The organism is Alkalidesulfovibrio alkalitolerans DSM 16529, assembly GCF_000422245.1.
GTDB classification, from domain to species: Bacteria; Desulfobacterota; Desulfovibrionia; order Desulfovibrionales; family Desulfovibrionaceae; genus Alkalidesulfovibrio; species Alkalidesulfovibrio alkalitolerans.
On the sequence record NZ_ATHI01000030.1, the window covers coordinates 1 to 26,309 of the forward strand.

Consider the following 26,309-nt stretch of genomic DNA (forward strand, 5'->3'; position numbering starts at 1 on the left):
GAGAGGGGGAAACCCCCTTTTGGAAAAGGGGGTTTCCCCCTCTCCCCGGCTGCCGGAGGCTTTCCCCATGCTGCTTTCCCTGAACTGGCTTCGTGAGTTCGTGCCCTTCGAGGGCGAGGTGCAGGACCTGGCCGACAGACTGACCATGCTCGGCCTGGAGGTGGACGCGATCCACAGGCCCTTCGAGGCGCTGGAGCGCGTCGTGGTCGGCCATGTGGTGGAGTGCGGCCGCCATCCCGACGCGGACAAGCTATCCGTGACCCGCGTGGACGTGGGCGACGAGGTTCTGGACATCGTCTGCGGCGCGCCCAACGTGGCCAAGGGCCAGAAGGTGGCCGTGGCCCGCGTGGGCGCGACGCTGCCCGACGGCCTGACCATCAAAAAGGCCAAGATTCGCGGCCAGGCCTCGCACGGCATGATCTGCTCCGAGCGCGAGATGGGGCTCGGCGAGGGGCACGAGGGCATCCTGGTGCTGCCGGACGCCGCGCCCGTGGGAGTGTCCCTGGTCGAGGCGCTGGAACTCGACCGCGCCGTGCTTGAAATCGACCTGACGCCCAACCGCGCGGACTGCCTCTCGATCGCCGGGCTCGCCCGCGAGGTGGCCCTGGCCTTCGGCCTGCCCTTCGCCCGCACCGCGCCGCGCCTTGTCGAGGACGATTCGGAGCGCGCCCAGGATCTCGTGCGCATTGAGGTCGCGGACGGCGAGCAGTGCCCTCTGTATCAGGCGCGCATCGTCAAGGACATCGCTATCAAGCCGTCGCCCGCATGGCTTCGCTACCGCCTCATCGCCATGGGACAGCGGCCCATCAGCAACGTGGTGGACGTGACCAACTACGTGATGCTGGAGACGGGCCAGCCGCTGCACGCTTTCGACCTGGAGCTTCTCGAAGGCGGGGTGATCCGCGTGGATCTGGCCGAGGAGGGCATGGCCTTCGTGACTCTGGACGGCCAGGAGCGCAGTCTTCTCTCCTCCGACCTCCTGATCTGGGACGGCGCCAAACCTGTGGCCCTGGCGGGCGTGATGGGCGGAGCCAACTCCGAGATCGGGCAGGGCTCGCGCCACATGCTGCTCGAATGCGCAGTGTTCAGGCCCGGGACCATCCGCCGCACGGCGAGACGGCTCGCGCTTCACTCCGAGGCCTCGCACCGTTTCGAGCGCGGCGTGGATCAGCCGGGCTCGCGTCTGGCCTTGGACCGTGCGGCTGCGCTCATCGCCGAGCTTTCGGGCGGCAGACTGCTTTCGGGCGTGGCCCAGCACGAGCCCGCGCCCTTTGCGCGGCCCGTGCTGCGTTTTCGTCCCGCGCGGGCCAGGCAGGTGGTGGGCATCGACTTTTCGACCGACTTTTGCGCCACGACGCTCACGGGTCTTGGCTGCGGTATCGAGGGCCAGGACGGCGAGGAGTGGCGCGTGAGCGCGCCGTCGTATCGCCGCGACCTGGAACGCGAGATCGACCTCGTGGAGGAGATCGCGCGCGTGCACGGCATCGACCGCATCCCCGAGACCATGCCCGCCGTGGTGGGCGGCTCGGGCGCGCCCGTGGGCGGCGGCGACTTCGACTTCATGATGCGCCTCAAGCATTGGGCGCGCGGGGCCGGGCTTTCGGAGTGCGTCAACTACAGCTTCGTGGGCGAGGCCGACCTGAACGCCCTGAACCTGCCCGAGGAGGGCCGGGTGCGGGTGGCCAATCCGCTCTCCGAGGACCAGGCGGTGCTGCGCACGGCCGTGGCCTCGGGCCTGGTCCGCTCGCTGGCGCACAACGTGGCCCAGGGCAACCCCGATCTGCGTCTTTTCGAGTACGCCAAGGTCTTCACGTACGACGAAACCTCGGACACCAAGACGCGCGAGGAACCGCGCCTGGCGCTGCTGCTGCACGGCGCGCGCTTTCCGTCCGGGCATCCCTGGCCCACGGCCGAGGAAGCCGACTACGCCGACCTCAAGGGGCTGGTGGAGGATCTGGCGCGGGCACTGGGCGTGAGGGGACTTTCTTTTGCCCGGATCGACGGCCATGCCTGGCTCGAACCGTGTGTCGCCGTGTCCGCCGATGACCGGGAACTCGGCGTGATGGGCTTGCTCAAGCCTGCAATCGCTACCCGCGCCAAGGCGCGCTCCAAGGTCTGGATGGCCGAGCTTTCCGTGCCCGCGCTTCGCGCCGCCTGGTCGGTGCGCGACGTCTCCTTCTGCGAGCTGCCGCGCTATCCGGCTTCCTGGCGCGACCTCACGCTGGTCACGCCGTCGTCGGTGCAGGTGGGACAGGTGGTCCAGGCCATGCAGGGCGCGGGGGCAAAGCTGCTCGAAGGCGTGCGGCTGGTGGACAGCTACCAGCCCAAGGGCGCGTCCGAGCGCAACCTGACCTTCCGGCTGACCTACAGAAGCCTCGATCGAACGCTTACGGACAAGGACGTGGACAAGGCCCATCAGGGCATCGTCCAGAAGGTGCTCGCCAGCCTGCCGCTGCGGCAGCAGTAACCGGAGGTCCGCCGCCGTGCTCCTTTCCGCCGTCGCGCGTACGAAGGGGGCCGCTTGCCCGCTCAAACCGGCCCCGCGCGCGGGGCCGGACGGGAATGCGCACGGCATCCTCTGGCCTCTGATTTTTTCCTTCCGCGAAGCCGGAGGCCGGGCATGAGCAAGCGCGGCCTTGTGAAAACCCCGCCCGGCCAGCTATACATTCCGGGCATGGAAGCCCGAACGAGCCAAAAGACCTACAAAATCGGGCAGGCGGCCAAGCTGCTCGATCTCAAGCCCTACGTGCTGCGCTTCTGGGAATCCGAATTCCCGCAAATCCAGCCCGTGCGCACGGACTCGGGCCAGCGCATGTACACCGAGGAGACCATCGCCGTGGTCCGGCGCATCAAGCACCTGCTGTGGGACGAGGGGCTGACCATCGAGGGCGCGCGCAAGGCCCTGGACGGCGAAGTGCGCACCGTGCTCCTGCGCGACATCGAGGCCGAGCTCCTGGCCATCAAGGCCGATCTGGCCAAATTCTGATCCGGTTTCCCGCAGGGCTGCAGACTGGACCTATTCACCCGTGCTCGGGCGCGTAGCGGCGAAGGCGGATCATGCCCCAGCGCCCCTGGCTCAAGGCCACCCCCGAAAGGATCATGACTGCGGCCAGACATTGGAACGGCGTCAGGGTCTCCTCCAGGAAGAGCCAGCCGAAGACCACGGCCACGAGCGGAACGAGGTTTATGAAGGCCGAGACGCGGGCTGCGGCCAGGCGGCTCAGTGCCCAGTTGTAGAGCCCGAAAGCGCCGAGCGTGACCAGACCCCCCAGAAAGAGCACGGCAAGGGCCGCCTCGGGCGGCCAGTCCCACGGCGCGGTGTCGACGCTGGTTGCGCCGGGAAGGAAGAAGACCGCTCCGACCATGGTCTGCATGGCTGTCAGGGACCACGGCCCGTAGCGGCCGGAGAGGCGTTTGACGAGCAGCATGGAGCCCGCAGCGCAGACCATGGCCAGAAATTCGAGCGCGTTGCCAAGGAGCGGGTCCGGGGCCGAGCCCGAGCCCCCGGCCGTGCCGGCCAGGGAAAGCCAGGCCACCCCTGCCATGGACAGGGCGAGCCCCGCCACGACGCGGCGGGTCAGGGCCTCGCCAAGGAACATGGCCGCGCCAAGGGCCACGAGCAACGGCACGAAGGAGGAGATGACCCCGGCCTGGGCCGACGTGGTCAGGCGCAGGGCGTTGGCCTCGAACAGGAAATAGCCGCAGGGCATGAGCAGGCAGGTCGCGGCCAGGAGTTTTAAGTCCTTGCGCCGCACGTTTCGCGGCAGCACGCGGTGTGCGAGCGGCAGAAGCAGGAGCGTGGCCAGGGTCATGCGCAGCCACATGAGCGACATGGGGGAAAAGGTCGCGAGCGCGATCTTGGCGGCGGAAAACGAGCCGCCCCAGAGCAGTGCGGCCGCAAGCGCCGCGAGCAGGGGCATGAGGGCCTGCCCTGAGGGCGCGGGGGGCGCGGGATGGACTGTGGATGTTGACGGCATGGGTGCCTCCGTGGCGAGTGTCGGCAGGCAATAACGCTGCCGGATGCGGACGTCTTGCAGGATTGTTTTGCAGGAAATTGCGGCTTCAGAATTTTCTTGCCGCGTACTGGCCCGGGGTTGCGCCCACGTACTGCCTGAAGGTGGTGGTGAAATGGCTCTGGTCCACGAAGCCCGTGGCGGCCGCGACTTCGGCGAACGGCAGGCCTTCCCGAACCAGACCACGGGCGTGGTCGATGCGCAGTTGGGTGTGGAAGGCGTGCGGGGTCATGCCCGTGCTGCGTTTGAAGACCCGCAGGAGATGATAGCGTGAGAGCCCGACCAGATCGGCTAGTTCCTCGAGGGATACCTTCTCGTCTAGGCGCGCGGCCAGGTACTCCTGCACGATCCGCATGGCCGCGTGCTCGCGCCCAGGCCGGGCGAGCCGCGCGGGGGCCTTGCCGTGGCGGGCCAGCAGCAGGGTGAAAGCCTCGATCAGGCACGATTCCTTTTCCAGCCGGTCGCCATCACGCTCCAGAAGATGCGAAAGGGCCATCAGGCCCCGCGTGGCTTCGGGCGAGGCGACGACAAAGCGCGTGAATTCGGGAACGCCGACGTCGCGGCCGCAGGTCTCGGCCGCGACGGTCCGCATCCAGTCCGCGCTGGCGTAGAAGTTGCGGTATGAGGGTCGGACTCCCTGCGCGGGAACGCCGCTGTGCACCTGGCCCGGGTTGATCAGCGCCAGTTGGCCCGGCTGGACAAAGGCGTCGCTGCGCCGGGGGCCCTGGCCGAAGCAGCCGCCTTTTTCCATGGCTACGATGGTGAAATAGTCGTGCGTGTGGTTGGGGAAGGCGTGGGGACTTTCGCGGACGATGGAGACTTCCAGCCCGTCCAGGCACGGATCCCGGTGGAATCGGATGTCGTTCTGCGGACGCATGGCGTTCGGAATACCTCGATCCACACTCCTAACGGAAGAGGCAACATGCGTATTGTACAAAATTGAGCGCTGAAAGGCCGCAGGGGGCGCGCGTGCGTGCGCTGGCTGCGCCGATCCTGCGGGAGCGGGCGCGCTCAGTGCGGAAAATGAAAAGCGGGGAAGGGATGAGGGAGAACCCCGTCGCGGAGTTTCCCTCGTCCCTTCCCGTGTGCGCCGCGTGGCCGGAGCGCTAGACCTTGGCGGCCTGAAGCTCTTCGGCGCTGAAGTCCCAGGTCACGTCATGCGGCGGCAGCTTCTGGCGGAACCAGCGCGGAAGCTGGTCGTGCACCTTGGTGAAGCCCGCGGCCTTGTTGAACTCCTGCTCGTCGGTCAAGATCTGCGTGCCCAGGGCGACCACGTCGTTGGGGGTCACTGTCTGGCCGTACTTGGCAGAGATAAGGTCGCAGATGGTCTGCAGGGCGTCGGCCGTGTCGAGCACGGCGAAGGCCACGAAGAGGCAAAAGCCCGTGGAGTCGATGGCGGCCGTGGCGATCTGCAGGTTCTTGGAGAGCTCGGCCTGGCCTTCCTTGGAGTGCGGGGCCACGGTGCCGCCGCAGGAGAGCACGTTCTGGCACACGGCGTAGCCCGCGGTGTGGTCGCCGCCCTGGGGCGAAGTGGCGTAGGTCACGCCCACGCCCTTGACCGCGCGGGGATCGTAGGCGGGCAGGGACTGGTTCTTGACCACGGGGATGCGGTCCACGCCGAAGGCGTCGGCCACGTAGGTCGCGCCGTTGCCCAGGATGCGGCCCAAGGGGTCGCGCGCGCCGATCTTCTTCAGCATCTCCAGGGCGGCCTTGCCGTCGCCCCAGGGGATGACCCCGGCCTCCATGTACATGGCCAGGGCGTTGCCCATCTCGATGGTGTCCACGCCGTACTCGTCGCAGTGGCGGTCGAGCAGGGCCAGGGTGTCCATGTCGTCGATGAGCAGGTTCGGTCCCATGGCCCACAGGGTTTCGTATTCGAAGCCCGAGGTCACGTACTCGCCCTTTTCGTCCACGAACATCTGCGAACACTGGATGGCGCAGCCTACGTGGCAGCCTTCCTTGGCCTTGCCGCCGCGCTTCTCGATGAGTTCGACCATTTTTTCGCCGGAGACCTGCGAGGCGCGGTCGAAGCGGCCGGTGCGGAAGTTCTTGGTGGGCAGGGCGCCCGCCTCGTTGATGATGTTGATGAGGATGGCCGTGCCGAAGCCGGGCAGGCCCTGGCTGGTGATGGGGTGGGTGCGCAGGATCTCGGCCCAGCGCTTGCCCGCCTTCATGAAGGCGTCCTTGTCGGCGTAGGTCACGCCGGGCGCGCCCGCGTCGTCCACGATGATGGCCTTGACGCGCTTGGAGCCCATGACCGCGCCCATGCCGCCGCGTCCGGCCGAACGCGCCGGGCGGCCCGCCATGTCCGTGAACTGGATGGTGGAGGCCTTGAGGCACATCTCGCCCGCCGCTCCGATCACGGCGCAGGCGGCCTTGCCGTACTTCTCGTCCAGGATCTTGGCGTAGTCGTAGATGCCCATGCTGCCGGTGGCCGGGGCGTCCTCGATGGTCACGCCGTCCTTGGAGACGCGGATGACCATGAAGGGCGCGTCCTGTTCGGGCTTGTCCTCCAGGATGATGCCCTGGATGCCGAGCTTGGCGAGCTTTTGCGAGACGATGCCGCCGGAGTTGGATTCCTTGATGCCGCCGGTGAGCGGCGACTTGGCCCCCACGGAGATGCGGCCCGAGGTGGCCGCCGTGGTGCCCGTGAGCGTGCCGGGCGCGATGACCAGCTTGTTCTCGCCGGAAAGGGGGTGACAGTCGGCCGGAACCTCGGACCGGATGACCCGCGAGGTCAGTGCGCGGCCGCCAAGGCCCGCGTAGGCCCCCGGCTTCTCGAAGGCGTGGGTGCGGGTGCGGGTGTTGATGCGAAGTATCATCTGATCTGCTCCTTGTTGCGGTGTTGCCTCGGGCAGGGTACTTGGCTACTGATCCTACCTATACCAGCCGCTCGAAAAATGAATACCTATGCCAGATGGGGCATAGTAAGCGTCGATACGAGCACGGGGAATGCAGATGACGATACGGATCGAGATCGCGGGAAAGGTTCCGGCAGGGTTCTTCGCGTCGCTTTTCACGGCCGGAGTGCGGCTTCGCATTGCGGGGCGGCGCAGTCTGGCCTGCTGGCTGACAGAGGACCTGGGTGTTGCGCCTGAGTATGTGGAGAAGAACATCGGGTCGGCTTTTCTGGACGGCCGCCCGGTGGACGACTTCGTCACGGCCATGGTCTCCCCCGGAGCCACGGTGGCCCTGGGCGCGGCCGCGCCGGGCCTGGTGGGCGTGAGCCTCAACCGGGGCAGTCCCCTGGCGTGTTTTCGCCACGACATCAGCCAGGGCCAGGCGGCTGCGGCGGGCGAAGCTGAGGTGGAGCCGGGCGAGGCGACCCTGAAGCTCTTCAATTTTCCGGCGCGCGAGCTTTCCGAGGCGCTGCTGCACAAGGGGGCGGGCGTGGCCGCGCGCGCCCTCGCGGTCTGGCTCGTGGAGCGGGCCGGGGAGTTCGAGCGGCACGGGCTCACGCTCGCCGCCGATGGCGCGCCCATACCCCCGCGTGAATTGGCCACGCGCCTTTCCGCCGCCGACGGAGAAGTGGACCTTCGTTTTGGACGCTGACGCGAGCGCGGGAGGGCCGTTTTGAGCGTCCGAGGAAGGGATCGCGCCTCGCGCGGTAGGAAACCTTGCGCGCAGGATTGAGAAAAAGATCACGGATACCCCTTCCGGGGAGCGGTGTCTCTTGAAGGGCGGCACAAAGTTCTGTTAGATGATGACCGCGCGGCCGACCGCCGCTGCGAGGCGAAAGCGCCCCAGAACCCACGGACAGGACGCGGCAGATGGCATACGACACGCTGGTGGGCGAATTGACGGACCTGGCCAAGCTGGCAGGCCACGAGATCATGAAGATATACGCCACGGATTTCACCGTGGACTACAAGGACGACGAGTCGCCCCTCACCCAGGCGGACAGGGTATCCAACCGCCTGATCCTGGATTATCTGCGCGACAACTATCCGGATGTGCCAGTGGTCTCCGAGGAGGGACCGCACATCCCCTATCCCGAGCGCCAGTCCTGGCCGCGCTATTTCAGCGTCGATCCGCTGGACGGCACCAAGGAGTTCGTCAAGCGCAACGGCGAGTTCACGGTCAACATCGCGCTTGTGGCGCGCAACTTTCCCGCCTTCGGCGTGATCTACGCGCCCGCCATGGAAATGCTCTACTGGGGCGGCAAGGATTTCGGATCTTTCAAGCAATTCCGCGAATTCGCACCGCAACGCATCCACACCCACAAGGCGGCCGAGGGCGAGGGCCTGCGCGTGCTCATCAGCCGTTCGCATCCCTGCCCGGAACTCGAAGTCTTTCTCGAAGACCTGCCCGTGGAGCAGCGCATCGTGGCGGGCAGCGCCTGGAAATTCTGCCTGCTGGCCGAGGGCAAGGCGGACATCTATCCGCGCATGACCCCCACCCGCGAGTGGGACACCGCGGCCGGGCAGGCCATCGTGGAGGGCGCGGGCGGCTCCATGACCACCCTGGACGGCCAGCCCCTGGTTTACAACCGCCAAACCCTGGTCAACCCCGGATTCATCGCGCGCGGCTGAGGCTTCGGGTTCGCCCGCGCGCCGCTTTTTTGCATACGGCTTGCCGGGAGGCGCTCCTGGCAGGCCGCTCGCTTCTTCGGACCTGCTGGACCCTCGCGGGCTCCGCAATTGAACCCCTCGCCATACACAGCTCCCCGGCTTTTCCGACTCTCGTTGCGCCCGGCCGCGTCTTCAGACGCGCGGAGAGGCGGAAGCGCCAGTTGGCCGTTACCAGCACGGTAGATGCGCGCTTTCAGGCGCGCGCGGAGGCGGAGAGTCTTTGTGGAGGGGGTAGCGTTTTTTATTCGAGCATCCGGCGCGTGTGGAGAAGGACATGGAAGGGCATCGAATGTTCGATCGTATGGCCGATAGCGAATCGACGCATTTCGCTTGCCACGGCTGGAGCGGCCCAATATCCTGCTGGCGTTCGCGCGGCTCGCCAAGGCGCGCACGAAGCGGCACGGCGGGCGGACTGGGGATGGCCGAACCGGCTGGGGCAGATTGCCGCGCGCATCGCGTGGAGCCATGTTCGCGGTCGGTTGCAGGCGATGATTTGCGATGCGTGCCGCGTTGGAACGCAAGGAGGGGAGAGCGATGCTCGAATTGGTGATCTGGTATCTGGCAGGGCTTTTGATCTGGGCCGTTTTCACGGTTCTGATCTACAAGTCCGTCTGCCTGCGCACGCAGAAGAAATGGCCGCGCCGCCTGGCCTTGGCGATCATGATTCTTCTGCCGACGTGGGACTTTGTTCTCGGCGCGGTGTTGTTCAAGCCCGCCTGCATGCTTTTGGCAAAGCAAGAATATTATGGCGATTGCGGGGAACTGGTGGGCTACGATTGTAGCCGCTTTAGTCTTGGATATAATCCAGATGATGTATACGAAGTATGTCCATACAGAGTGGATAGAAAGAGGTATGTGGTTGGCTTGATGTCAGTTGTTATGTCAGACTATTATGATGTGAGATGTGGGAAACGTATCGGAAGGAGGGATAATGTTTTTTTGAGAGAGTATTTTCCAATGTATTTATTTCCTTTCTTTACTTGGATCGCTGGTAGCGGTGGAGCTTTTGTGGAGTGTTATGACGGCAATCATTACAAAAAATTCAGAGGGATTATTTTAAACAGAGGGGAGAACTAAATGAAGTTCCTGACTGACGCTGAAAGGTATTCGGTACTTAGTCATTTCGCATATGTTTATCTTGATGACGGTAGTGGAAGTTTTGGTCTTGATCCCAATAGGTCTGTGTATGGCGAGAATGAGCCGAGAGAAGCATATGATTCTCAGCTTTTCTCGGAAATAACCAAAGACTACAACATCCTTGCTGTGGAGGAGGACGGGGCCACGGGGCTTGCTGCGGTGTTGTTGCAGGACAAGTCCGATCCGTCGCGCAAGGTTCTGGCCTTTCGGGGCACGGAGATCGGCGGCAAGGTCGGCGGAAAGCCCGACGGAAATACCGACATGGGCGACATGTCGGCCAACGCCGCCATCCTCACCGGCCGCACTCCGGAGCAGGCCAAGGCCGCGTCGCGGCTGTTGGAGCGCTACCGCGAGGAAGGGCTCATCTCCGCCGAGGACCGCCTGGATCTGACCGGCCACTCCCTGGGCGGCTTCATCGCGGAATACGTGGCCGCCACGAACCCCGAGTCCGTGAACGCCGCCGTGACCTTCAACTCCCCCGGCGCGGCCGCGTGATTGTTCAGGCGGCGAATAGCGGTGAGTAAATTTTTTTGCTTGCAAAGTTCGCTTAAATCCAATATTCAGAAAGTAGCTTGCCGCGCGCATCGCGTGGAGAGCACCTGGGCGCGAGGCCGAGCCGCCGAGCCGCCGAGCCGCCGAGCCGCCGAGCCGCCGAGCCGCCGAGCCGCCGAGCCGCCGAGCCGCCGAGCCGCCGAGCCGCCGAGCCGCTGGGACGCGGGGGCGCTGGGACGTTGAGGCCGGACGGCAAGGCTGGACGGTAAGGCTGGGTCGCCGAGACCGGACGGCAAGGCACTGGGCAAGGCGTGTGGGGCCATGTCCGTGGCCGGTTGCAGCCGATGATTTGCGATGCGTGCCGTGTTGGAACGCAAGGAGGGAGAGCGATGCTCGAATTGGTGATCTGGTATCTGTCGGGGCTTCTGATCTGGGCCGTTTTCACGGTTCTGATCTACAAGTCCGTCTGCCTGCGCACGCAGAAGAAATGGCCACGCCGCCTGGCCCTGGCGATCATGATTCTTCTTCCGACGTGGGATGTCGTTCTCGGTGCGGTGTTGTACAAGCCCGCCTGCATGCTCTTGGCGAAAGAAAAGTATTATGGCGATTGCGGGGAACTGGTGGGCTATGATTGTAGTCGATTTGAGCTAGTCTACAATACAGAAGATGTATATTCAACATGCCCATACAGAAGTAGTAGGTCGACCGCATCAGTAGGATTATTGTTCATAGCAATGGATGAGTATCGCGATATAAGATGTGACCGTGTTATAGGGAAGAGAACGAATGTATTCTTGAGGGAATATTTCCCAATGTATCTTGTCCCGTTTTTTACCTGGGTGGCTGGCGGCGGGGGGGCTCTTCTGGCGTGCTTAGAGCGTGATGATCATGTAACGTATAGCAATATCATCCAAAAAAGAGGAGGAGAATAGATGGACTTTATGGAAAGGTGCGGAGATTTCTCGTTGATCAGCAATTTCGCCTATGCTTATCTTTCTGATGATGACGAGAGAATCTACCTCGATATCAATGGGAAAGAGTACAGTGTAGATGAACCGCGAAAAGAGCGTGATTCTCAGCTTTTCTCGGAAATAACCCAAGACTACAACATCCTTGCGGTGGAGGAGGACGGGGCCACGGGGCTTGGTGCGGTGTTGTTGCAGGACAAGTCCGATCCGTCGCGCAAGGTTGTGGCCTTTCGGGGCACGGAGATCGGCGGCAAGGTCGGCGGAAAGCCCGACGGAAATACCGACATGGGCGACATGTCGGCCAACGCCGCCATCCTCACCGGCCGCACTCCGGAGCAGGCCAAGGCCGCGTCGCGGCTGTTGGAGCGCTACCGCGAGGAAGGACTCATTTCCGCCGAGGACCGCCTGGACCTGGCCGGCCACTCCCTGGGCGGCTTCATCGCGGAATACGTGGCCGCCACGAACCCCGAGTCCGTGAACGCCGCCGTGACCTTCAACTCCCCCGGCGCGGCCGCGCACGTCGGCAAGGTCGATCCGTCCGTGAAGGACAAGATCATCAACGTGCATGCGGCCGAGGGGCCGTCGCCGGTTTCCGGATTCGGCCCGCACGTCGGCAAGCGCATCGCCGTGCCCGGCTCGTCGCACGGCATTGCCGATCTGCGCACGAACCTGCAGGCCACCAAAGAGGCTGCCGAGCGCCACAACGCCGAGGTCGCGCAGACCGGCCAGGGAGCCATGATCGACCTTTCGACCCCCGAGGCCCTGAACCGTTTCACACAGGCGATGCAACGGCAGACCATGGAGCCGCGCATATCCACGGACGAGTTCGGGAACAGCATTCCGGGCGCCCACCACCGGGGATGGGCCTGGCAGCTTCTCGGCGATCCCGAGATCGTGCGGCGCGCTGCCGAGGCTGCGGCAAAGGGCGCGGACAGCGGCCCCGGCGCGGCCGAGACTCCCGCTGCGACGCGTCCGGGCGCAGCACGGCGGCCGGGCAGGGGCGAGGACGAGTCAGACAGCGGCGCGGCCCTTGAGCATGGCCACGGCCAGGGGCGGCAGATGCCGGACGGCGCGGGACAGGAAGCCGGGTCGAGTGAGCGCCTCTCCCTTTCCGGTCGGAACCGCGCGCAATGGCCGGGTGAGCGCACTGCCGCGGGCCGGACGCGGCAGGGCGATTTTTTTTGGCGCAAAGGTTCTGTTGAATCGAATGTTAATGAAAAGTTCTGGAGAGACCATGCGCCCGAGGGCCAGGCTCCGGGGCCGGGCAGCGCCGCACGTCCGGGTCGTGAATCCCCGGTGCAAAAGTTGCCAGGCGTGTCCGGCGAGCCAGGCTTGCCGAACCGGCCGGACATGACCGCGCAGCAGCCCAGGGCGCGCACGCTGGAGTACCGGCCGGACGAGGACAAGCAGGAGTCCTGGCCGTTTCCGTACAGGCCGGGCGAGGACGGACAGCGATCCGGGCCGCGCGCGCCGCGACCCGCGCCGGGCCAGGGGGATGCCGCAAAACTTCCCTGGTGGGCGGACGAGGAGCCGCCCGCCGCCAAGGGACAAGGCCGCGCGCCATTGCCCGCGCAGAACGTGCCTCCGGGCTACGCGGGCATGCTGATGCCGCCCCCGATCTCCCTGCGCCGCGAGCGCGCCGAGGCAGGGGCGCTTGGCAACGGGGCCATGGCCACGGTGGATTATTTGCGGGAATTGTTCGCCGAGCAGTATCGCCGCCGCTGAGAAGCGGCAGGGCAGGGGGCGACCCGTCAGATGTCCAGGAATTCCAGGCGCGGGGCGGTCTCGATGTGGCCCGCCTCGGCCAGCATGGCGAAGAACACGGCCAGCCCCTCCTGCTCGCGCGGGCCGAAGTCGAAGACCAGGCCCTCGAAATAGGCGCGCATGGCCTGCTCGGAAAAGCCCCCCTGCCCGGCCGCGAGCCGGGCCACGACCTCGGGCCGTCCCGCGCTCCAGTCCTTGGCCGCGACGAGCGCGCGCGCCGCCTCGGCCACGGCCTGCGGCGCGGCCACGGCCGCCTGCCGCCGCGCGATCCACACGCCGAAGATGAAGGGCAACCCGGTCCAGTCCAGCCAGACGCTGCCAAGATCCCAGCGGTGGGGGTAGTCGGGATGGTCCGCGAGCCGAAGCGCCTCGTCGCCGATGGCCAAAAAGGCGTCGGGCCGCTCGCCGCCTTGCAGGGCGCGGGTCACGTCGCCTGACTCGTAGCGCGGCGCGATGCCCACGCGGCGCTCCAAAAAGAGCCTGAGCAGGGCCACGGAGGTGTGGGTCTGAAAGCTCACGCGCACGGCCTTGCCGTCGAGCCGGGCCACGGGGTGGCGCGAGAGCAGGAGCACGCTCTTCACATGCCCCCGGCTACCGATGGCGAGCCTGGGCAGCAGCAGGTAGTCCTTGGCGGCCATGGCGTATTCGATGGACGAGCAGGCCGTGACGTCCAGTTCCCCGGCGCGCGCCAAGCGGTTCAGTTCCGCTGGAGGCCCGGAGACCACGGACAGCGGCCCGGCGACCTCTCCAGCCTCGATGGGATGATAGATGGGCAGGACGTTCAGGTAGCCGATCCTGCCCACGCGGATGGGCGCGGTCTGGCTCATTGCGCCCGGCCCGCCTCGCGCGCGTCGTCGTCGAAATCCTCGGGCGCGGGCGTGTAGTCCATCAGGCGGCGGCGGGGGGTGAACCCGGCCGCGCGCACCACGCGCCTGATCTCCTCCTCGGAGAGGCGGAAACGCACCCCGGCGGCCGCGACCACGTTCTCTTCCAGCATGGTCGAACCGAAGTCGTTGGCCCCGAAGAAGAGCGCGAGCTGCGCCACCTTGGCCCCCATGGTCACCCAGGAGACCTGGAGGTTGGCGACGTTGTCCAGCACCAGCCGGGCCACGGCCAGGGTGCGCAGATACTCGGGCGCGGTCAGCGGACGGCAGCGCGAAAGGGCCGTGTTCTCCGGCTGGAAGGTCCAGGGGATGAAGGCCGTGAAGCCGCCGGTGCGGTCTTGCACCTCGCGCAGGCGCAGCATGTGCTCGATGCGTTCGGCCTCGGTCTCCAGGTGCCCGAACATCATGGTCGCGGAGGTGCGAAGCCCCTCCTCGTGGGCTTCCTCCATGACCCGCAGCCAGTCGGCCGCCGGACACTTGTTGGGCGCGATCTCGCGCCGCACGCGGTCCACCAGTATCTCGGCCCCGCCGCCGGGGATGGAGTGCAGGCCCGCCGCCTTGAGCCGCCTGACGACCTCGCGCGTGGTCAGGCCCGAAAGCCCCGCGAAGTGCACGATTTCCGGCGGGGAGAAGGCGTGGATGTGGATGTCGTGGCGCGCGGCGATGCGCGCGAGCATGTCCTCGTAGAAGGACAGCGGAAGATCGGGATGATGCCCGCCCTGCATGAGGATCTGCGTGCCGCCCACGGCCTTGGTCTCGACGATCTTGCGGTCGAGTTCCTCCTCGGAGAGGACGTAGCCGCCCGTGGCGTCCGGCGCGGCGAAATACGCGCAGAACTTGCAGCCGCAGACGCAGACGTTGGTGTAGTTGATGTTGCGGTCCACCACGTAGGTCACGACCGGCTCGGGATGCAGATGCAGGCGGCGCAGATGGGCCAGGCGCGCCAGGGCGTGGAAGTCCTCCTCGCGCAGCAGCGCCAGCGCCTCATCGGCGTTCAGGCGCTCGTGGTCGCGGGCCTTGGCCCTGGCAACGTGCAGCAGGCTAGCCATGCGCGGCCTCCTTGACGGTGAAGCGCGCTCCGCGCCGCACGGGCGTGAAGCCCGCGCCCCGGATCATGGCTTCGAGCTCGGCGCGCGAGAGCGCGGCCGCGGAGTCCGCGCCCGCCATGTGGCCGATCTTCTCCTCCACCACGGTGCCGTCCAGGTCGTTAGCCCCGAACCACAGCGCGGTCTGGGCCAGCTTGACCCCGAGCATGATCCAGTAGGCCTTGATGTGCATGATGTTGTCGAGCATCAGCCGCGACACGGCGATGGTTTTCAGATCCTCCACGCCGGTCACGGCCTCGCGCACGCCGAGCAGGTTGTTCTTCACCTGGAAGGAGAGCGGGATGAAGCAGGCGAAGCCGCCGCTTTCATCCTGCTGGCGGCGCAGCGCGTCCAGGTGCTCCAGGCGGTGGCGCACGCTCTCGACGTGGCCGTAGAGCATGGTGCAGTTGGTGGGGATGTTAAGCGCGTGCGCCTCGCCCGCGATGCGCAGCCATTCCTCGGCCGTGCTCTTCTTGGGGCAGATGCGGCTTCGCACCTCGGGCGCGAAGATCTCGGCCCCGCCGCCGGGCAGCATGGCCAGCCCCGCGCGCTTGAGGCGGGTCAGCACCTCGACGGTAGAAATGCCCTCAAGCCGCGCGAAGTGCGCGATCTCAACGGCCGTGAAGCACTTGAGCTCCGTGTCCGGCAGGGCCTTTTTCAGGGCCGTCAGCGCCTCTTCGAAAAACGCGAGCGGGATGTCCGGATGACAGCCGCCCACGATGTGGATTTCGTCGGGTACGGGACCTTCCGTGGCCTTTTGCACGATGTCGTCCAGGGAGAGGCGAAAGGCCCCTTCCTGGCCGCGCTCGCGGGCGTAGGCGCAGAACAGGCAGCCGTTGATGCAGATGTTGGTGTAGTTGATGTGCCTGTTCAGGACGTAAAAGGCCTTGTCGCCGTGCAGGCGCGCGCGGACCATGTGGGCCAGCGCGCCCACGGCCGTGACGTCGGGGCAGGCGAAAAGGCGCTCGCCGTCCTCCATGGACAGGCGCTCGCCCGAGGCCGCCTTTTCGGCGACGTCGGCCAAGCCGAGGGAGCGATACCAGGAAATATCCATGCGTGGCGTGTCCGGATGAGCAGTGTGGGGGGAACCTAGACCCGGCCGCGCGGCTTGTCAACGAAGCTCCATGGGGCTACTGAACCCCCTGGAGGACCGATGCGCACGCTCTCTCTCGCCATCTCGCCGTGTCCCAACGACACCTTCATCTTCGACGCCCTGATCCACGGTCGCCTGAACGCCGACGCATGCCCGCCGCTCTCGCCCGAACTGCACGACGTGGACCGCCTGAACGCCATGGCGCGCCAGGGCGAGGCCGACGTCGTCAAGATCAGCCTCGCGGCCTATCCCGACTGCGCCGACGAATACGTCATCCTGCGCGCGGGAGCCGCGCTTGGCCACGGTGTGGGCCCCGTCCTCGTCTCGGGCGGCCATGCCTTGCCGGGCGAGCTTTCCAGCGCGCCCATCGCGGTGCCCGGACTCATGACCACGGCCAACCTGCTCTTGACCCTGACAGGCCTTTTTCTCGGTCCCCGCCTGCCCATGCGCTACGATCTGGTGCTCGACGCGGTCGCCTCAAACGAGGTCCCGGCGGGCGTGGTCATCCACGAGGGCCGCTTCACCTACGCCAAGCGCGGCCTGCACAAGGTCATGGACCTGGGCGCGTGGTGGGAGCAGGCCTTTGGCGTGCCGCTGCCGCTTGGCGTGATCGTGGCCAAACGATCGCTCGGGGCCGAGACCATCGGCCGCATGCAGGCGGGCATCCGGCGAAGCCTGGAGCACGCGCGGGCGCATCCGGCGGATTCGGCCGCGTTCGTGGCCCGCCACGCTCAGGAACTGGCACCCGAGGTGGTGGCCGCGCACATCGAGACCTTCGTCACCGACTACTCCCTTAATCTGGGCGAGGCGGGTGAGCGTGCCGTGCTGGCGCTGCTCGCCGAGGCATTCCTGCAGCAAGGGCGAGAGACGCCGCAAGGCGTCATCGCCCCGTGAGCCGCGCGCGGTTTGCATTTTCCGGTCTGAACGGGGTTTTGTTTTCGGGCGTATCCTGTATGATGGCTCCCAATGACATAAGGGAGGAGACATGGTGCAGGGCGCGCGCGAACATTTCGACATCGTGGTGCTGGGCGCGGGGCCCGGCGGAGGTGCGGCGGCCGCCGCCCTGGCCAAGGCCAAGAAATCCGTCGCCCTGATCGAGGACTACGGCTTCGGCGGCACCTGCCCCCTGCGCGGCTGCAACCCCAAGAAGGCCGTGCTCGGCCCGGCCGAGGCCGCGCATCTGGCCTTGGGCCTTCGCGACAAGGGCGTGCTCGCGCCGCCAAAGCTCTCCTTTCCCGATCTGGCGCGCTTTCGCGACACCTTTGTCGCGGGCAAGGCCGAGTCCATCCGCAAGGCCTACGCATCCCTGGACATCGAGACGATTCAGGGCCGCGCCGTGTTCGCCGACCCAGACAGCGTGACGATCGTCTCCGGCGAGGGCGAAGGCCGAACGCTCGGCTTTGGCCACGCGGTCGTGGCCGTGGGACAGCGGCCGCGCCGCCTGGACGTGCCCGGCGAGGAGTTGATCGCCGCGTCCGACGATTTTTTGGCCCTGGCCGAGATGCCCGGCCGCGTCGTCTTCATCGGCGGCGGCTACATCTCCTTCGAGTTCGCCAGCGTGGCCCGGGCCGCCGGGGCCATGACCGCCATCGTGCACAGAAGCGCGCGGCCGCTACGCGGTTTCGATCCCGACATGGCGATGGTCGCCGCGGCCGGGATGCGAGCAACGGGCGTCGAGGTCGTGCTCGACGCGCCGCTTCGCTCCGTGAGCCGCGAGAACGGGGAACTCGTGGTCCGCGCAGGCGCGAGCGACGAGAAGGTCCTTCGCTGCGACCTGGTCGTGCACGGCGCGGGCCGCGTGGCGGCCGTGCAGGGCCTTGGCCTCGACAGAGCCGGAGTCGAGGCGGACGAGAAGGGCGTGCGGGTCACGCCGCACATGCGTTCCGTTTCCAATCCGCGCATCTTTGCCGTGGGCGACTGCACGACCCAGCCTTTCGCCCTGACCCCCACGGCGGACTTGGAGGGCAGGATCGCGGCCCACAACATTTTGCACGGTGACGAAAAGACCATGGACGCGCACGGCGTGCCACGCGTCTGCTTCTGCCTGCCGCCCATCTGCGCCGTGGGCGCACTTGAGGAGGAACTTGTCGCGCGCGGGGTGGATTTCGAGAAGAAGGAGACCGACCTTGCGGCCAGCTTCTCGTGGAAGCGGCTGGGCCAGGGGCACGCCGCCGCCAAGGTGCTCACGGAGCCCGGCGGCGGGCTGATCCTGGGCGCGCATGTGGCCGGGCACGGCGCGGACGAGATCGCCAACATCCTGGCGCTGGCCGTGCGGCAGGGCATCCCGGCGCGCGAACTGCGCGTCATGCCCTTCGCCTATCCTACGCTGGGTTATTATATCCGCTCAATGGTCTAGCAGGCCGTCCAAAAAGCCCCATCTGCCGTTAGTGGCCCGCGCCGGGCAGGAGGCGGGCCAGATCCTCTCCGGGCGGCGATCCGAACCATTGCGTGAAGATGCGCACGTACGCACCGTCGGACATGGCCCGCTCCATGCCCTGATCCAGGGCATGGAGAAGCTCTGCGCGGCCCGGAGCGAGGGCGAAGTACAGCGCCCCTTGGTGCAGCGGGCCGCCGATCTGGCGGACGCGCTCGCGCTCTTGCGGCGCGAGGTTCAGCCAGGCTGTGGAGTCCGTGCCGCAGAATGCGTCCGCCTCGCCGCGCAGCATGGCCGCAAGCGCCAGCGCCTCCGTTTCGTACAACTCGATGGGCGTGTGGCCTCGCTCGCGCAGGATGGATTCGTAGAGCGAACCGCGTTGCGTGGCCACGGCCTTCCCTTGCAGATCGTGGAGTCCCGACGGCCCGTGCGGATCGTCCGCGATGTCGGACGCGGCCAGAAGCACGACCCGAAAGGCGGCGAAAGGCAGGCGGCTGAAGGCGTAAACGGCCTCTCGCTCGGGAGTGCGGGCCATGCCCGCCGTCATGTCGGCCACGCCCAGAGCCACCATGCGCTGCACCGATTCCCACTGCGCGGGGACAGACACGATGCGGAAGCTCGAGCCCGCCAGGGCGTCGATGAGCACATCCAGAGCGAAACCCGAGGGCTGTGCGCCGTCCATGAAGGTGTAGGGCGGGTAGGCGGGGTCGAAGGCGAAAATAATCGTCTTCTCTTCGGCGCGAACGGCCGGAGAGAGAGCGAAAATCCACAAGAGGGCGATGCCCGCGACAAGAAGCCGCCGCAGGCACGTCGATTGGCGCATGGATGTCCTCCGTGGGAGTTGTTTACCATGAACGTCCGCCAGAGGGGAGAGCCCAATACGGGTCGCAAAAAAATCCCTTTGCCGGTCTTGAAAACGTAACACACGCAGGGCAGAAGCGAAAAGCATGAAAAAGCTTGTCGCGCCATGCGCGGCCAAAGGATGAAAAGCCATGACACACGACCAGAAGTCAGTCATCAAGGCCCACCTCCTGGAACGCCTCGAGGAACTCCTCGCTGTTTCGCCCCTGCGCGAGGTCACGGCCGAGACCTGCGCCGACGAGAACGAGTACGCCTCGCGTCTTTCGGAGCAGACCCTGAACGTGGCCCTGCGCGAGCGCGAGGCGAGGCAGATTCGAGAAATCAAGGAGGCGCTGACACGCATCGACTCCTTTGATTTCGGCCAGTGCGACGAGTGCGGCGAAGACATCGGCCTTGCTCGCCTGATGGCCAGGCCCACGGCGCTTCTTTGCGTGCGCTGCCAGGCCGAGTGCGAAAAGGGTATGGCGCACGCCATCTGACAGGCTGCCGGGCCGCAGCGGGCTTCGCGCGTAGCGAACCCGGCCGTCCCGAAGGTCGAAGGTCGGGGGGTGAGAACGCCCTCGCGGTAGGCGCGCGTCGGCCGTGCGGCCGACGTAAGACGGCTGTTCTCGCGCTATGGATACTTCTTTTACGTTTCCTCCCTCCCTAGCTTTTCCCCCCGGCATACTTATTGTCAATTTTTGCATTAAAGTTAATGCATGCTGTCAATGTGTTTTTTTTGCCAGCAACATTTTTTCATTTCTGGTTTTTTGCCTTGCCTGCGATCAGTCGGCGGCAGGGGAGACATGTGGGCGAATAATGATTCGGCCCAAGCGCCTTGTCGCCGCAGCTTGTTCTGGCTACCTCGCGAGGGTATGCGGCAGGGGGCATTGCGTGGCAAGGGAATTGCGGCTAATCCATGATCATATGCTAGGCTGTCACGCATTCTTCACTTGACAGTCAAGTAAATTATGTTACCAATTGCGCAGACGCTCGGGCTCTGCCCGAACGAATCCACGCACACGGGAGGATCGCCATGTCTGAGAACGCCAAGCGCACACAGGCGGAGAAGGCTGCGGGCGAACTGCTGATGGATCAGGCCAGAAAGCAGAACGACCGTGCGGCCATGATCTCGCGGCTGGCCACGGACACCATCCGCCAGAACCGCTACCTGACGGGTGAACTGACCCGCAAGTAGCCGGTTTTGGTCCGGCCCCAAGCGGCGCACGGGAATCTCGTCCCGGCGCCGGAAGGGCTGCTCCCACCTCAGCGGCGGCGCGGAACCAGAAAGGGTTCGCGCCGCCTTGTTTTTTTCCTTACTCTCCTCGTGGCGCGAGCGCCGTTGCCAAGCTCTTTACGCGCCTTTCCCAAAAGCATAAGGACGTACCCTGTTCGGGGCCGCAAAGCACCCCGCACGACAAGGAGTGTGCATGCGCATCGTCATCGTCGGCGCGGGCGAGGTGGGCTTTCACATCGCCCGTCGCTTGAGCAGGGAAGACAAGGAAGTCGTGGTCGTGGACAAGAACCCCGAGGCGCTTCGCCGCGTGTCCGAGCACCTCGACGCCCAGACTATCCTCGGTTCAGGATCGAGCCCGAAGGTGCTCATCGAGGCGGGCATCAAGGGTGCGGACATCCTCCTGGCCGTCACCGACTCCGACGACGCCAACATCATGTCCTGCCTCTTCGCCCGCGCCCTGGCTCCACAGATCACCAAGGTGGCCCGCATCCGAAACGAGGAGTACACCGAGTTTCAGGACGCCCTGGCGCGCGACATCTTGAACATCAGCATGGTCATCAATCCCGAGGTGGAGACGGTGAAGACCGTCCTGAACCTCGTGAGGCTGCCCGGCGCGCGCGAGGTCAACGAGTTCGCGGATGGCCGCATCTCTATGGTCGGCGTCAGGGCCACGCCGGGCAGCGTCCTTAGCGGTCTGAAGCTGACCGAGGTCCGTTCGGTGCTTGGCGGGGTGGATCTCATCGTCGGGGCCATCGTGCGCGGATCGGAGCTCATCGTGCCCACGGGCCGCGACGTCATCAACGACGGCGATCTGGTCTATTTCGCCTGCGCCACGCACGACAGGCAAAAGGCCATGGAGCGTTTCGGCAAGCAGCAAAAGGCCGCGCGCAACATTCTCGTCGTGGGCGGCGGGGCCATCGGGCTTCGTCTGTGCCGCGCCCTGGAGAAGGAGCGCTACCGCGTCAAGCTCATCGAGACTTCGGCCGAGCGGTGCGAGCTTCTCTCGGCGCAACTCGACAACACGACGGTGCTGTGCGGCGACGGCACGGACCAGGATCTTCTGCGCGAGGAGAACGCTTCGGCCATGGACATGGTCGTCGCTCTCACCGGCGACGACGAGACCAACGTCCTGACCTGCCTTCTGGCCAAGTCCATGGGCGCACGCCGGGCCATCGCCCGGGTCAACAAGTTCGCCTACGTGCCCCTCATCCAGGCCATCGGGCTGGACAACGTGGTCAGCACGCGGCTTTCGGCCATCAACTCCATCCTGCACGCCATCAGGCGCGGCAAGGTCATCTCCACGGCCTTGCTGCAGGGCGACGAGGCCGAGATCATGGAGGCCATCGCGCTCGAGCATTCGGCCATCGTGGACAGACCCATCAAGGATCTGGATTTTCCGCGCGGAGCGCTGATCCTGTGCGTCATGAGAGGCGACGAGGTGCGGGTTCCCACAGGCGATTTCGTCGTCAAGCCCAAGGATCGCGTGATCATCCTGAGCGCGCGCGAGGCCGTGCAGACCGTGGAGAAGTCGCTCATGGTCAGGCTGGAGCATTTCTGATGCGCTTGGGCATGGTGCTCTTCGTGGCCGGGGCGCTGACCCTGTGCGTGGGGCTTTGCATGCTGCCTGCGCTGCTTGTCTCCTGGCTTTATGGAGGCGAGGATCTCGTGCCCCTGGGCGAGGGCTTCGCGGTCACCGCCGCCTTCGGCGGTGCGTTGACCCTTTTCTTTCGCCGTGCCGCCTCGGGTGCGTCCATGAACCATCGTGAAGGCATGGCCGTGACCGCCCTGACCTGGATGGCGGCCGGGCTCTTCGGCGCGCTGCCGTTCTATTTTTCAGGCCAGTTCGGGGGGCTGACCAACAGCGCCTTCGAGTCCTTCTCCGGCTTCACCACCACCGGGGCCTCCATCCTCACGGACATCGAGGCCGTGTCGAAAGGCCTTTTGTTCTGGCGCGCCCTGACGCATTGGCTGGGCGGCATGGGCATCATCGTGCTTTCCCTGGCCATCCTGCCGTTTCTCGGCGTTGGCGGCATGCAGCTTTACAAGGCCGAGGTGCCCGGCCCCACTCCGGACAAGCTCAAACCCCGCATCAAGGACACGGCCCTGACGCTGTGGAAGGTCTATGTGCTGCTTTCGGCCGCCCAGGCCGCGCTGCTGCTCGTCTCGGGCATGGATATCTTCGACGCCCTGTGCCACACATTCGCCACCATGGCCACGGGCGGCTTCTCCACGCGCAACGCCTCGCTCGGGGCGTTTTCGCCAATGGCGCAGTACGTTTGCACCCTGTTCATGCTGCTCGCGGGCATGAACTTCGCCTTGCACTACCGGCTTTTCACGGGGCGGCCCGGCCCGGCCTGGCGCGACCCGGAGTGCCGCGCCTTCTTCGCCATTTTCAGCCTCGGCTTCGTCGTCATCGTCGCATGCATTTACGGCGCGTCCTATGCGGGGGTGGAGGAGGCGGCTCGCCACGCGGCCTTTCAAGCGGCATCCATCCTGACCACCACGGGTTTCGCCACAGCGGACTACGAGTTGTGGGCGCCGCTCGCCCAGGTAGTGCTGCTGCTCTTCATGTTCGTGGGCGGCTCGGCCGGATCCACGTCCGGCGGCATCAAGGTCATGCGCTTCCTGGTCATGGGCAAGGCCGCGCTACGCGAGATAAAGCGCCTGATCCACCCGCACGGAGTCTACCAGGTCAAGCTGGGCGGGCGGGTGGTGCCCGAGGACGTGCTCTCGGGCGTGTGGGGCTTCTTCGTGTTGTGGCTGGCGCTGTTCGTCGTGGGGACGCTGCTCGTGGCGCTTTCGGGCGTGGACGTGCTCACGAGCATCGGTGCGTCCATCGCCTGCATGGGCAACATCGGCCCCGGTTTCGGGCTGGTCGGTCCGGCCGAGAACTACGCCTTCCTGCCGGACGCCGCCAAGTGGTCGCTCATGGGACTCATGGTCCTTGGCAGGCTCGAAGTTTTCACCATCATCATCCTGCTTGTGCCTGAATTCTGGAGAAAATAGCCCAGACCACCCCAAAACCACCACCTGCGGCGTTGCCGCGAAGAGTCCAAGCCCTCGCGTATGTCTTGATACGCGTCGGGCCTGGATTCTTTTTGCGCCTTATATCTGGAGGCTTTGGAACGGTTTGGGAAATGCGGCTTCTCAACGCTTTGTCAGGCGGGTCGTGCCTTGGCGGCCGCGAGGTAGCGCAAGGCCAGCGGCGTGCCGGAAAGGACCTCGGCCCAGTGCAGGTACAGGGGCCGCAGGAATTCGCCGTGGATACTCCGCCGCGCGGCCAGACGCCGGGCCACCAGATCGGCCAGCGGTTGCGCCAAGAGCCAGCGGCCGAAGTCGCGGCCGCGCGCCACGTGGCTGTGGCGCTCGACCACGCGCGCGTGTCCGGCCCTGGCCACCCGCTCGCGCCGCGTCGCGTCGGGCAAGAGCTTCGCCACGAGCGCCGCAAGGGCGTCGGCGTCCCCCGGCGGATAGGTGAAGAGATGCTCGCCCGGCCTGAAGAGGTCGGTCAGGCCGTGCCCCACCTCGGGGGTCACGAGGCATGACCCCGTGCCCAGTGCCTCCACGACGCGGAAGTTGAGATCACCGCGCTCGGCGATGTTCAGGACCAGCCGCGCCGTGGGAAAGAGTGCCCGATAGTCGCCCTGCATGACCACCAGCCCGGGCAGCCGTTCCTTGACCTCGGCCAGGAAGCGCACCCGGCCGGGCATGGTCTCGGGGTTCACGTTGCCCACGAAGAGCAGATCGCGCTCTTTGGCGCTCTCGGGCGCGGGCGGCGTCTTTTCGGGCTCCTTCATCGAGGGCGGCAGCCAGAATATCTGTTCCGTGCCAAGCCGCCCCAAAAAGCGCGGCATGTGGTCGCGCAGGCTCACGGCGCACAGGTCGAAGGCCTGGGCGTAGGCGGGGTACCAGGAGTGGATGTGGCTGTCCACGCAGTAGAAGCAGGTGGGGCAGGGGAAGGATTCGAGGCCGATGAGCGGCGGCGGCAGGCTGCGGTCCAGGTAGAGCACCATGTCGGGCTCCTCGCCGCAGCGCCGGACGATATCCTCGTAAGAGAGGGTCTCGCCCGCTTCAAGCGGCACGGAGCGGGGCTTGAAGCCTTCCTCGATCACGCCGTGCCAGAAGAACATCCAGCCGACCCAGGCGATGACGGGCCGCTTGCCGTCTGCCCTGCGCGCGGTCATCAGGAATTCAGGCTCAGGCTGTCGAGCTTGGCCAACTCGCGCCGCGCCGTGTAGAATTTGTAGAAGAACTTCAGGTCGTTGCCCGCCACGTTGCCCTGGCGCGCGAAGTCCGCTTCGCTACGCAGCGAAACCCCCGAGCCGTGCTTGTGCACGCAGGTCACGGTGCCGCAGTAGCCCACGCGATGGCCCTTGAGGCCGAATTGCAGGTCGTGGTCCGTGTCGTCGATCTGCGAGGGCGAGTAGCGGATGTCGAACCAGGGACATTCGCGCAGCGCGCTGACGCGCATCATGTGCTGGCAGCCCATGACCACGCGCGTGGGCCTGACCACGTCGTACAGCCCGATGTCGTATTGCATGAAGGGCACGGGCAGGCTGACGCGGATGACCTCGTCCGTGGCGATGCTCACGTCGCGGTAGAGATACTGCAGCAGCCGGAACTCGCCGGGAAAGACCACCTTGCAGCCGACGTTGGCGATGCGCTCGTCGGCCTCGGCCACGGTCAGGAAGTGGGCCAGCCAGTCGGGCTGCAAATCCACGTCGTCGTCGAGGAAGGCCACGTAGTCCGAGGCCCAGGTGTCCTCGTGGCTGATGAGCCAGTTGCGGGCCGCTGGCGCGCCGATGTTCACCGGCAGTTCGATGACCTCGGTGTGGTTGTGGGGCAAAAGCTCGGCCAGCCGTGCGGCCACGCTCTGGCTATCGTCGGTGCAGCCGTTCAGGAGCAGCTTCACGCGGGCGTCGGCGATGTCGCATCTGGCCAGGCTTTGCAGGGTCTCCGCCAGTACCTCGGCCTTGTTGTAACTGTAGAGATAGATGCAGACCTTCTTTTGGCCGGGCAGGGAGCGGTCGGGCGTGAAGGGCGCGGCCAGCTCGGCCAGCCTGAGCCTGACAGGCCGTTGCAATCCGTCCAGGGCCAGCGACTTGGCGTAGAGTTCGCGCGCGCCCTCGGCGTCGCCCTGCATGCGCAGCATCTCGGCTGCGCGGTTGAGAGTGAATGGGTCGTCGGCCAGGGGCTCGACTTCGGGCCACAGGAGGGCGGCGGCAGCCGCGTCGCCAAGGCCCGCCAGATGGTTGAAGAGCCGCTTGGTCCACAGAGGCTTGAGCTGCGTGGGGCACCTGAAGAGGCGCGTCACCTCGCCCGGCCGCTTGCCCTCGAAGAAGTCGAGGGACAGCAGCAGGTCGGCCGCGAGCACGTACATGGGATGCTTGTGCAAGAGGGCCGTGGCGGCTCGTCTGATCTCCTCGCCCTGGTGGCGCATGGAGCCCTTGGCCAGGGCTTCCTGGATCGCGGGCTCGGCGTTGGTGGCCGTGACCACGGAAAGCGTTCTGGCCGCATCGGGCGAAAGCCCGGACTGTGCGGCCAGGTTCAGGATCGCCGGGTCGAAGGGCGCGAGCCGCGCGGCCGTGAGCAGGGCATGGTCAAGAAGCTTCTTGGCTCGGCTCTGGGTCGGGATTTTGGCTTCGCCGAGCATGCGGTTGAAAAAATTGACGGCCAGGGGCAGGTCGGCCTGGAAATTGTTGAGATAGTTGAGATAGTACGCGCAGGCGCCCTCGACCGGCAGGCAGTCGAGTTCGCTGCGCAGGCCCGTGGCGGCCTGCTGCGTGGTGTGTGCGGCCATGAAAACGTCCTTTCGTGCGGTAAAAGGTCGCGAACAGGCCGTGATTTGCAG

General features: G+C 66.0%; 23 protein-coding genes. 14 read left to right on the plus strand and 9 right to left on the minus strand.

The window, feature by feature from the left end:
* Nucleotides 1-67 precede the first annotated feature (67 nt).
* Both pheT and DSAT_RS11845 read left to right on the plus strand, forming a co-directional pair.
* Nucleotides 68-2,467: a phenylalanine--tRNA ligase subunit beta gene (gene pheT, locus DSAT_RS11840; RefSeq protein WP_020887759.1), complete on the plus strand. Its 2,400-nt coding sequence runs from the start codon at nt 68-70 to the stop codon at nt 2,465-2,467.
* A gap of 153 nt (nt 2,468-2,620) precedes the next feature.
* Nucleotides 2,621-2,986 carry a MerR family transcriptional regulator gene (locus tag DSAT_RS11845; RefSeq protein WP_020887760.1) on the plus strand — a complete coding sequence of 122 codons (366 nt, stop codon included), beginning with the start codon at nt 2,621-2,623 and terminating at the stop codon, nt 2,984-2,986.
* Between the two features lie 34 nt (nt 2,987-3,020).
* Here the strand turns inward: DSAT_RS11845 and DSAT_RS11850 are convergent, their stop codons facing one another.
* From DSAT_RS11850 to DSAT_RS11860, 3 genes are all read right to left on the minus strand, one after another.
* On the minus strand, nt 3,021-3,977 hold the full coding sequence (locus DSAT_RS11850; protein WP_020887761.1) for a DMT family transporter: 957 nt from the start codon (nt 3,975-3,977) through the stop codon (nt 3,021-3,023).
* A gap of 85 nt (nt 3,978-4,062) precedes the next feature.
* The gene (locus DSAT_RS11855) at nt 4,063-4,890 is read right to left on the minus strand and encodes an AraC family transcriptional regulator (protein WP_020887762.1); all 828 of its coding nucleotides are present in this window, start codon (nt 4,888-4,890) and stop codon (nt 4,063-4,065) included.
* A 229-nt stretch (nt 4,891-5,119) separates the two neighbouring features.
* Nucleotides 5,120-6,835: an aldehyde ferredoxin oxidoreductase family protein gene (locus DSAT_RS11860; RefSeq protein ID WP_020887763.1), complete on the minus strand. Its 1,716-nt coding sequence runs from the start codon at nt 6,833-6,835 to the stop codon at nt 5,120-5,122.
* A gap of 130 nt (nt 6,836-6,965) precedes the next feature.
* Here DSAT_RS11860 and DSAT_RS11865 point away from each other — a divergent pair, with 130 nt between their 5' ends.
* The 6 genes from DSAT_RS11865 (at nt 6,966) to DSAT_RS11890 (ending at nt 12,906) form a co-directional block, all read left to right on the plus strand.
* Nucleotides 6,966-7,565 carry a hypothetical protein gene (locus tag DSAT_RS11865; protein ID WP_020887764.1) on the plus strand — a complete coding sequence of 200 codons (600 nt, stop codon included), beginning with the start codon at nt 6,966-6,968 and terminating at the stop codon, nt 7,563-7,565.
* A gap of 218 nt (nt 7,566-7,783) precedes the next feature.
* Nucleotides 7,784-8,545, plus strand: coding sequence for a 3'(2'),5'-bisphosphate nucleotidase CysQ (cysQ, locus tag DSAT_RS11870; protein WP_020887765.1), 762 nt, complete (start codon nt 7,784-7,786; stop codon nt 8,543-8,545).
* A gap of 573 nt (nt 8,546-9,118) precedes the next feature.
* On the plus strand, nt 9,119-9,661 hold the full coding sequence (locus DSAT_RS11875; RefSeq protein ID WP_020887766.1) for a hypothetical protein: 543 nt from the start codon (nt 9,119-9,121) through the stop codon (nt 9,659-9,661).
* Nucleotides 9,662-9,766: 105 nt separating this feature from the next.
* Nucleotides 9,767-10,216, plus strand: a complete 450-nt coding sequence (locus tag DSAT_RS15440) for a Tle-like phospholipase domain-containing protein (RefSeq protein WP_161656106.1) — start codon at nt 9,767-9,769, stop codon at nt 10,214-10,216.
* Between the two features lie 386 nt (nt 10,217-10,602).
* On the plus strand, nt 10,603-11,145 hold the full coding sequence (locus tag DSAT_RS11885; protein WP_040371233.1) for a hypothetical protein: 543 nt from the start codon (nt 10,603-10,605) through the stop codon (nt 11,143-11,145).
* Entirely contained in the window at nt 11,146-12,906 is a 1,761-nt protein-coding gene (locus tag DSAT_RS11890; protein ID WP_020887768.1) for a Tle-like phospholipase domain-containing protein, read from the plus strand.
* A gap of 26 nt (nt 12,907-12,932) precedes the next feature.
* Here the strand turns inward: DSAT_RS11890 and DSAT_RS11895 are convergent, their stop codons facing one another.
* Genes DSAT_RS11895 through mqnE form a run of 3 tightly spaced genes read right to left on the minus strand, consistent with a single transcriptional unit; the run spans nt 12,933 to nt 15,968 of the window.
* A complete protein-coding gene (locus DSAT_RS11895) occupies nt 12,933-13,772 on the minus strand; it encodes a menaquinone biosynthetic enzyme MqnA/MqnD family protein (protein WP_020887769.1) in 840 nt (279 codons plus the stop codon).
* Nucleotides 13,769-14,878 carry a cyclic dehypoxanthinyl futalosine synthase gene (gene mqnC, locus DSAT_RS11900; protein WP_020887770.1) on the minus strand — a complete coding sequence of 370 codons (1,110 nt, stop codon included), beginning with the start codon at nt 14,876-14,878 and terminating at the stop codon, nt 13,769-13,771. Before mqnC ends, DSAT_RS11895 begins: the two co-directional genes overlap by 4 nt.
* Complete coding sequence (gene mqnE / locus DSAT_RS11905) at nt 14,871-15,968, minus strand: aminofutalosine synthase MqnE (RefSeq protein WP_020887771.1); 1,098 nt, start codon at nt 15,966-15,968, stop codon at nt 14,871-14,873. The genes mqnC and mqnE overlap by 8 nt, the downstream gene beginning before the upstream one ends.
* A 99-nt stretch (nt 15,969-16,067) precedes the next feature.
* Between mqnE and DSAT_RS11910 the strand changes: the two genes are divergently transcribed.
* Both DSAT_RS11910 and DSAT_RS11915 read left to right on the plus strand, forming a co-directional pair.
* The gene (locus DSAT_RS11910) at nt 16,068-16,901 is read left to right on the plus strand and encodes a 1,4-dihydroxy-6-naphtoate synthase (RefSeq protein ID WP_020887772.1); all 834 of its coding nucleotides are present in this window, start codon (nt 16,068-16,070) and stop codon (nt 16,899-16,901) included.
* Nucleotides 16,902-16,992: 91 nt separating this feature from the next.
* Nucleotides 16,993-18,363 (plus strand): dihydrolipoyl dehydrogenase family protein, encoded by a 1,371-nt coding sequence (locus DSAT_RS11915; protein WP_020887773.1) that lies wholly within the window; start codon nt 16,993-16,995, stop codon nt 18,361-18,363.
* A gap of 28 nt (nt 18,364-18,391) precedes the next feature.
* Here DSAT_RS11915 and DSAT_RS11920 read toward each other — a convergent pair whose 3' ends face one another.
* Nucleotides 18,392-19,204 (minus strand): transporter substrate-binding domain-containing protein, encoded by an 813-nt coding sequence (locus tag DSAT_RS11920; RefSeq protein WP_020887774.1) that lies wholly within the window; start codon nt 19,202-19,204, stop codon nt 18,392-18,394.
* Nucleotides 19,205-19,373: 169 nt separating this feature from the next.
* On the opposite strand from DSAT_RS11920, the gene DSAT_RS11925 reads away from it, so the two are divergent.
* The 4 genes from DSAT_RS11925 (at nt 19,374) to DSAT_RS11935 (ending at nt 23,464) form a co-directional block, all read left to right on the plus strand.
* Nucleotides 19,374-19,721 (plus strand): TraR/DksA family transcriptional regulator, encoded by a 348-nt coding sequence (locus tag DSAT_RS11925; protein WP_020887775.1) that lies wholly within the window; start codon nt 19,374-19,376, stop codon nt 19,719-19,721.
* Nucleotides 19,722-20,257: 536 nt separating this feature from the next.
* On the plus strand, nt 20,258-20,419 hold the full coding sequence (locus DSAT_RS15635; protein ID WP_020887776.1) for a hypothetical protein: 162 nt from the start codon (nt 20,258-20,260) through the stop codon (nt 20,417-20,419).
* Between the two features lie 232 nt (nt 20,420-20,651).
* Nucleotides 20,652-22,016, plus strand: a complete 1,365-nt coding sequence (trkA, locus tag DSAT_RS11930; RefSeq protein WP_020887777.1) for a Trk system potassium transporter TrkA — start codon at nt 20,652-20,654, stop codon at nt 22,014-22,016.
* Nucleotides 22,016-23,464, plus strand: a complete 1,449-nt coding sequence (locus DSAT_RS11935; protein WP_020887778.1) for a TrkH family potassium uptake protein — start codon at nt 22,016-22,018, stop codon at nt 23,462-23,464. The genes trkA and DSAT_RS11935 overlap by 1 nt, the downstream gene beginning before the upstream one ends.
* Before the next feature lie 152 nt (nt 23,465-23,616).
* Here DSAT_RS11935 and DSAT_RS11940 read toward each other — a convergent pair whose 3' ends face one another.
* Together DSAT_RS11940 and DSAT_RS11945 are read right to left on the minus strand one after the other, a co-directional pair.
* Entirely contained in the window at nt 23,617-24,642 is a 1,026-nt protein-coding gene (locus DSAT_RS11940; RefSeq protein ID WP_020887779.1) for a glycosyltransferase family protein, read from the minus strand.
* Nucleotides 24,642-26,258, minus strand: coding sequence for a glycosyltransferase family 2 protein (locus tag DSAT_RS11945; protein ID WP_020887780.1), 1,617 nt, complete (start codon nt 26,256-26,258; stop codon nt 24,642-24,644). The genes DSAT_RS11940 and DSAT_RS11945 overlap by 1 nt, the downstream gene beginning before the upstream one ends.
* Nucleotides 26,259-26,309 lie beyond the last annotated feature (51 nt).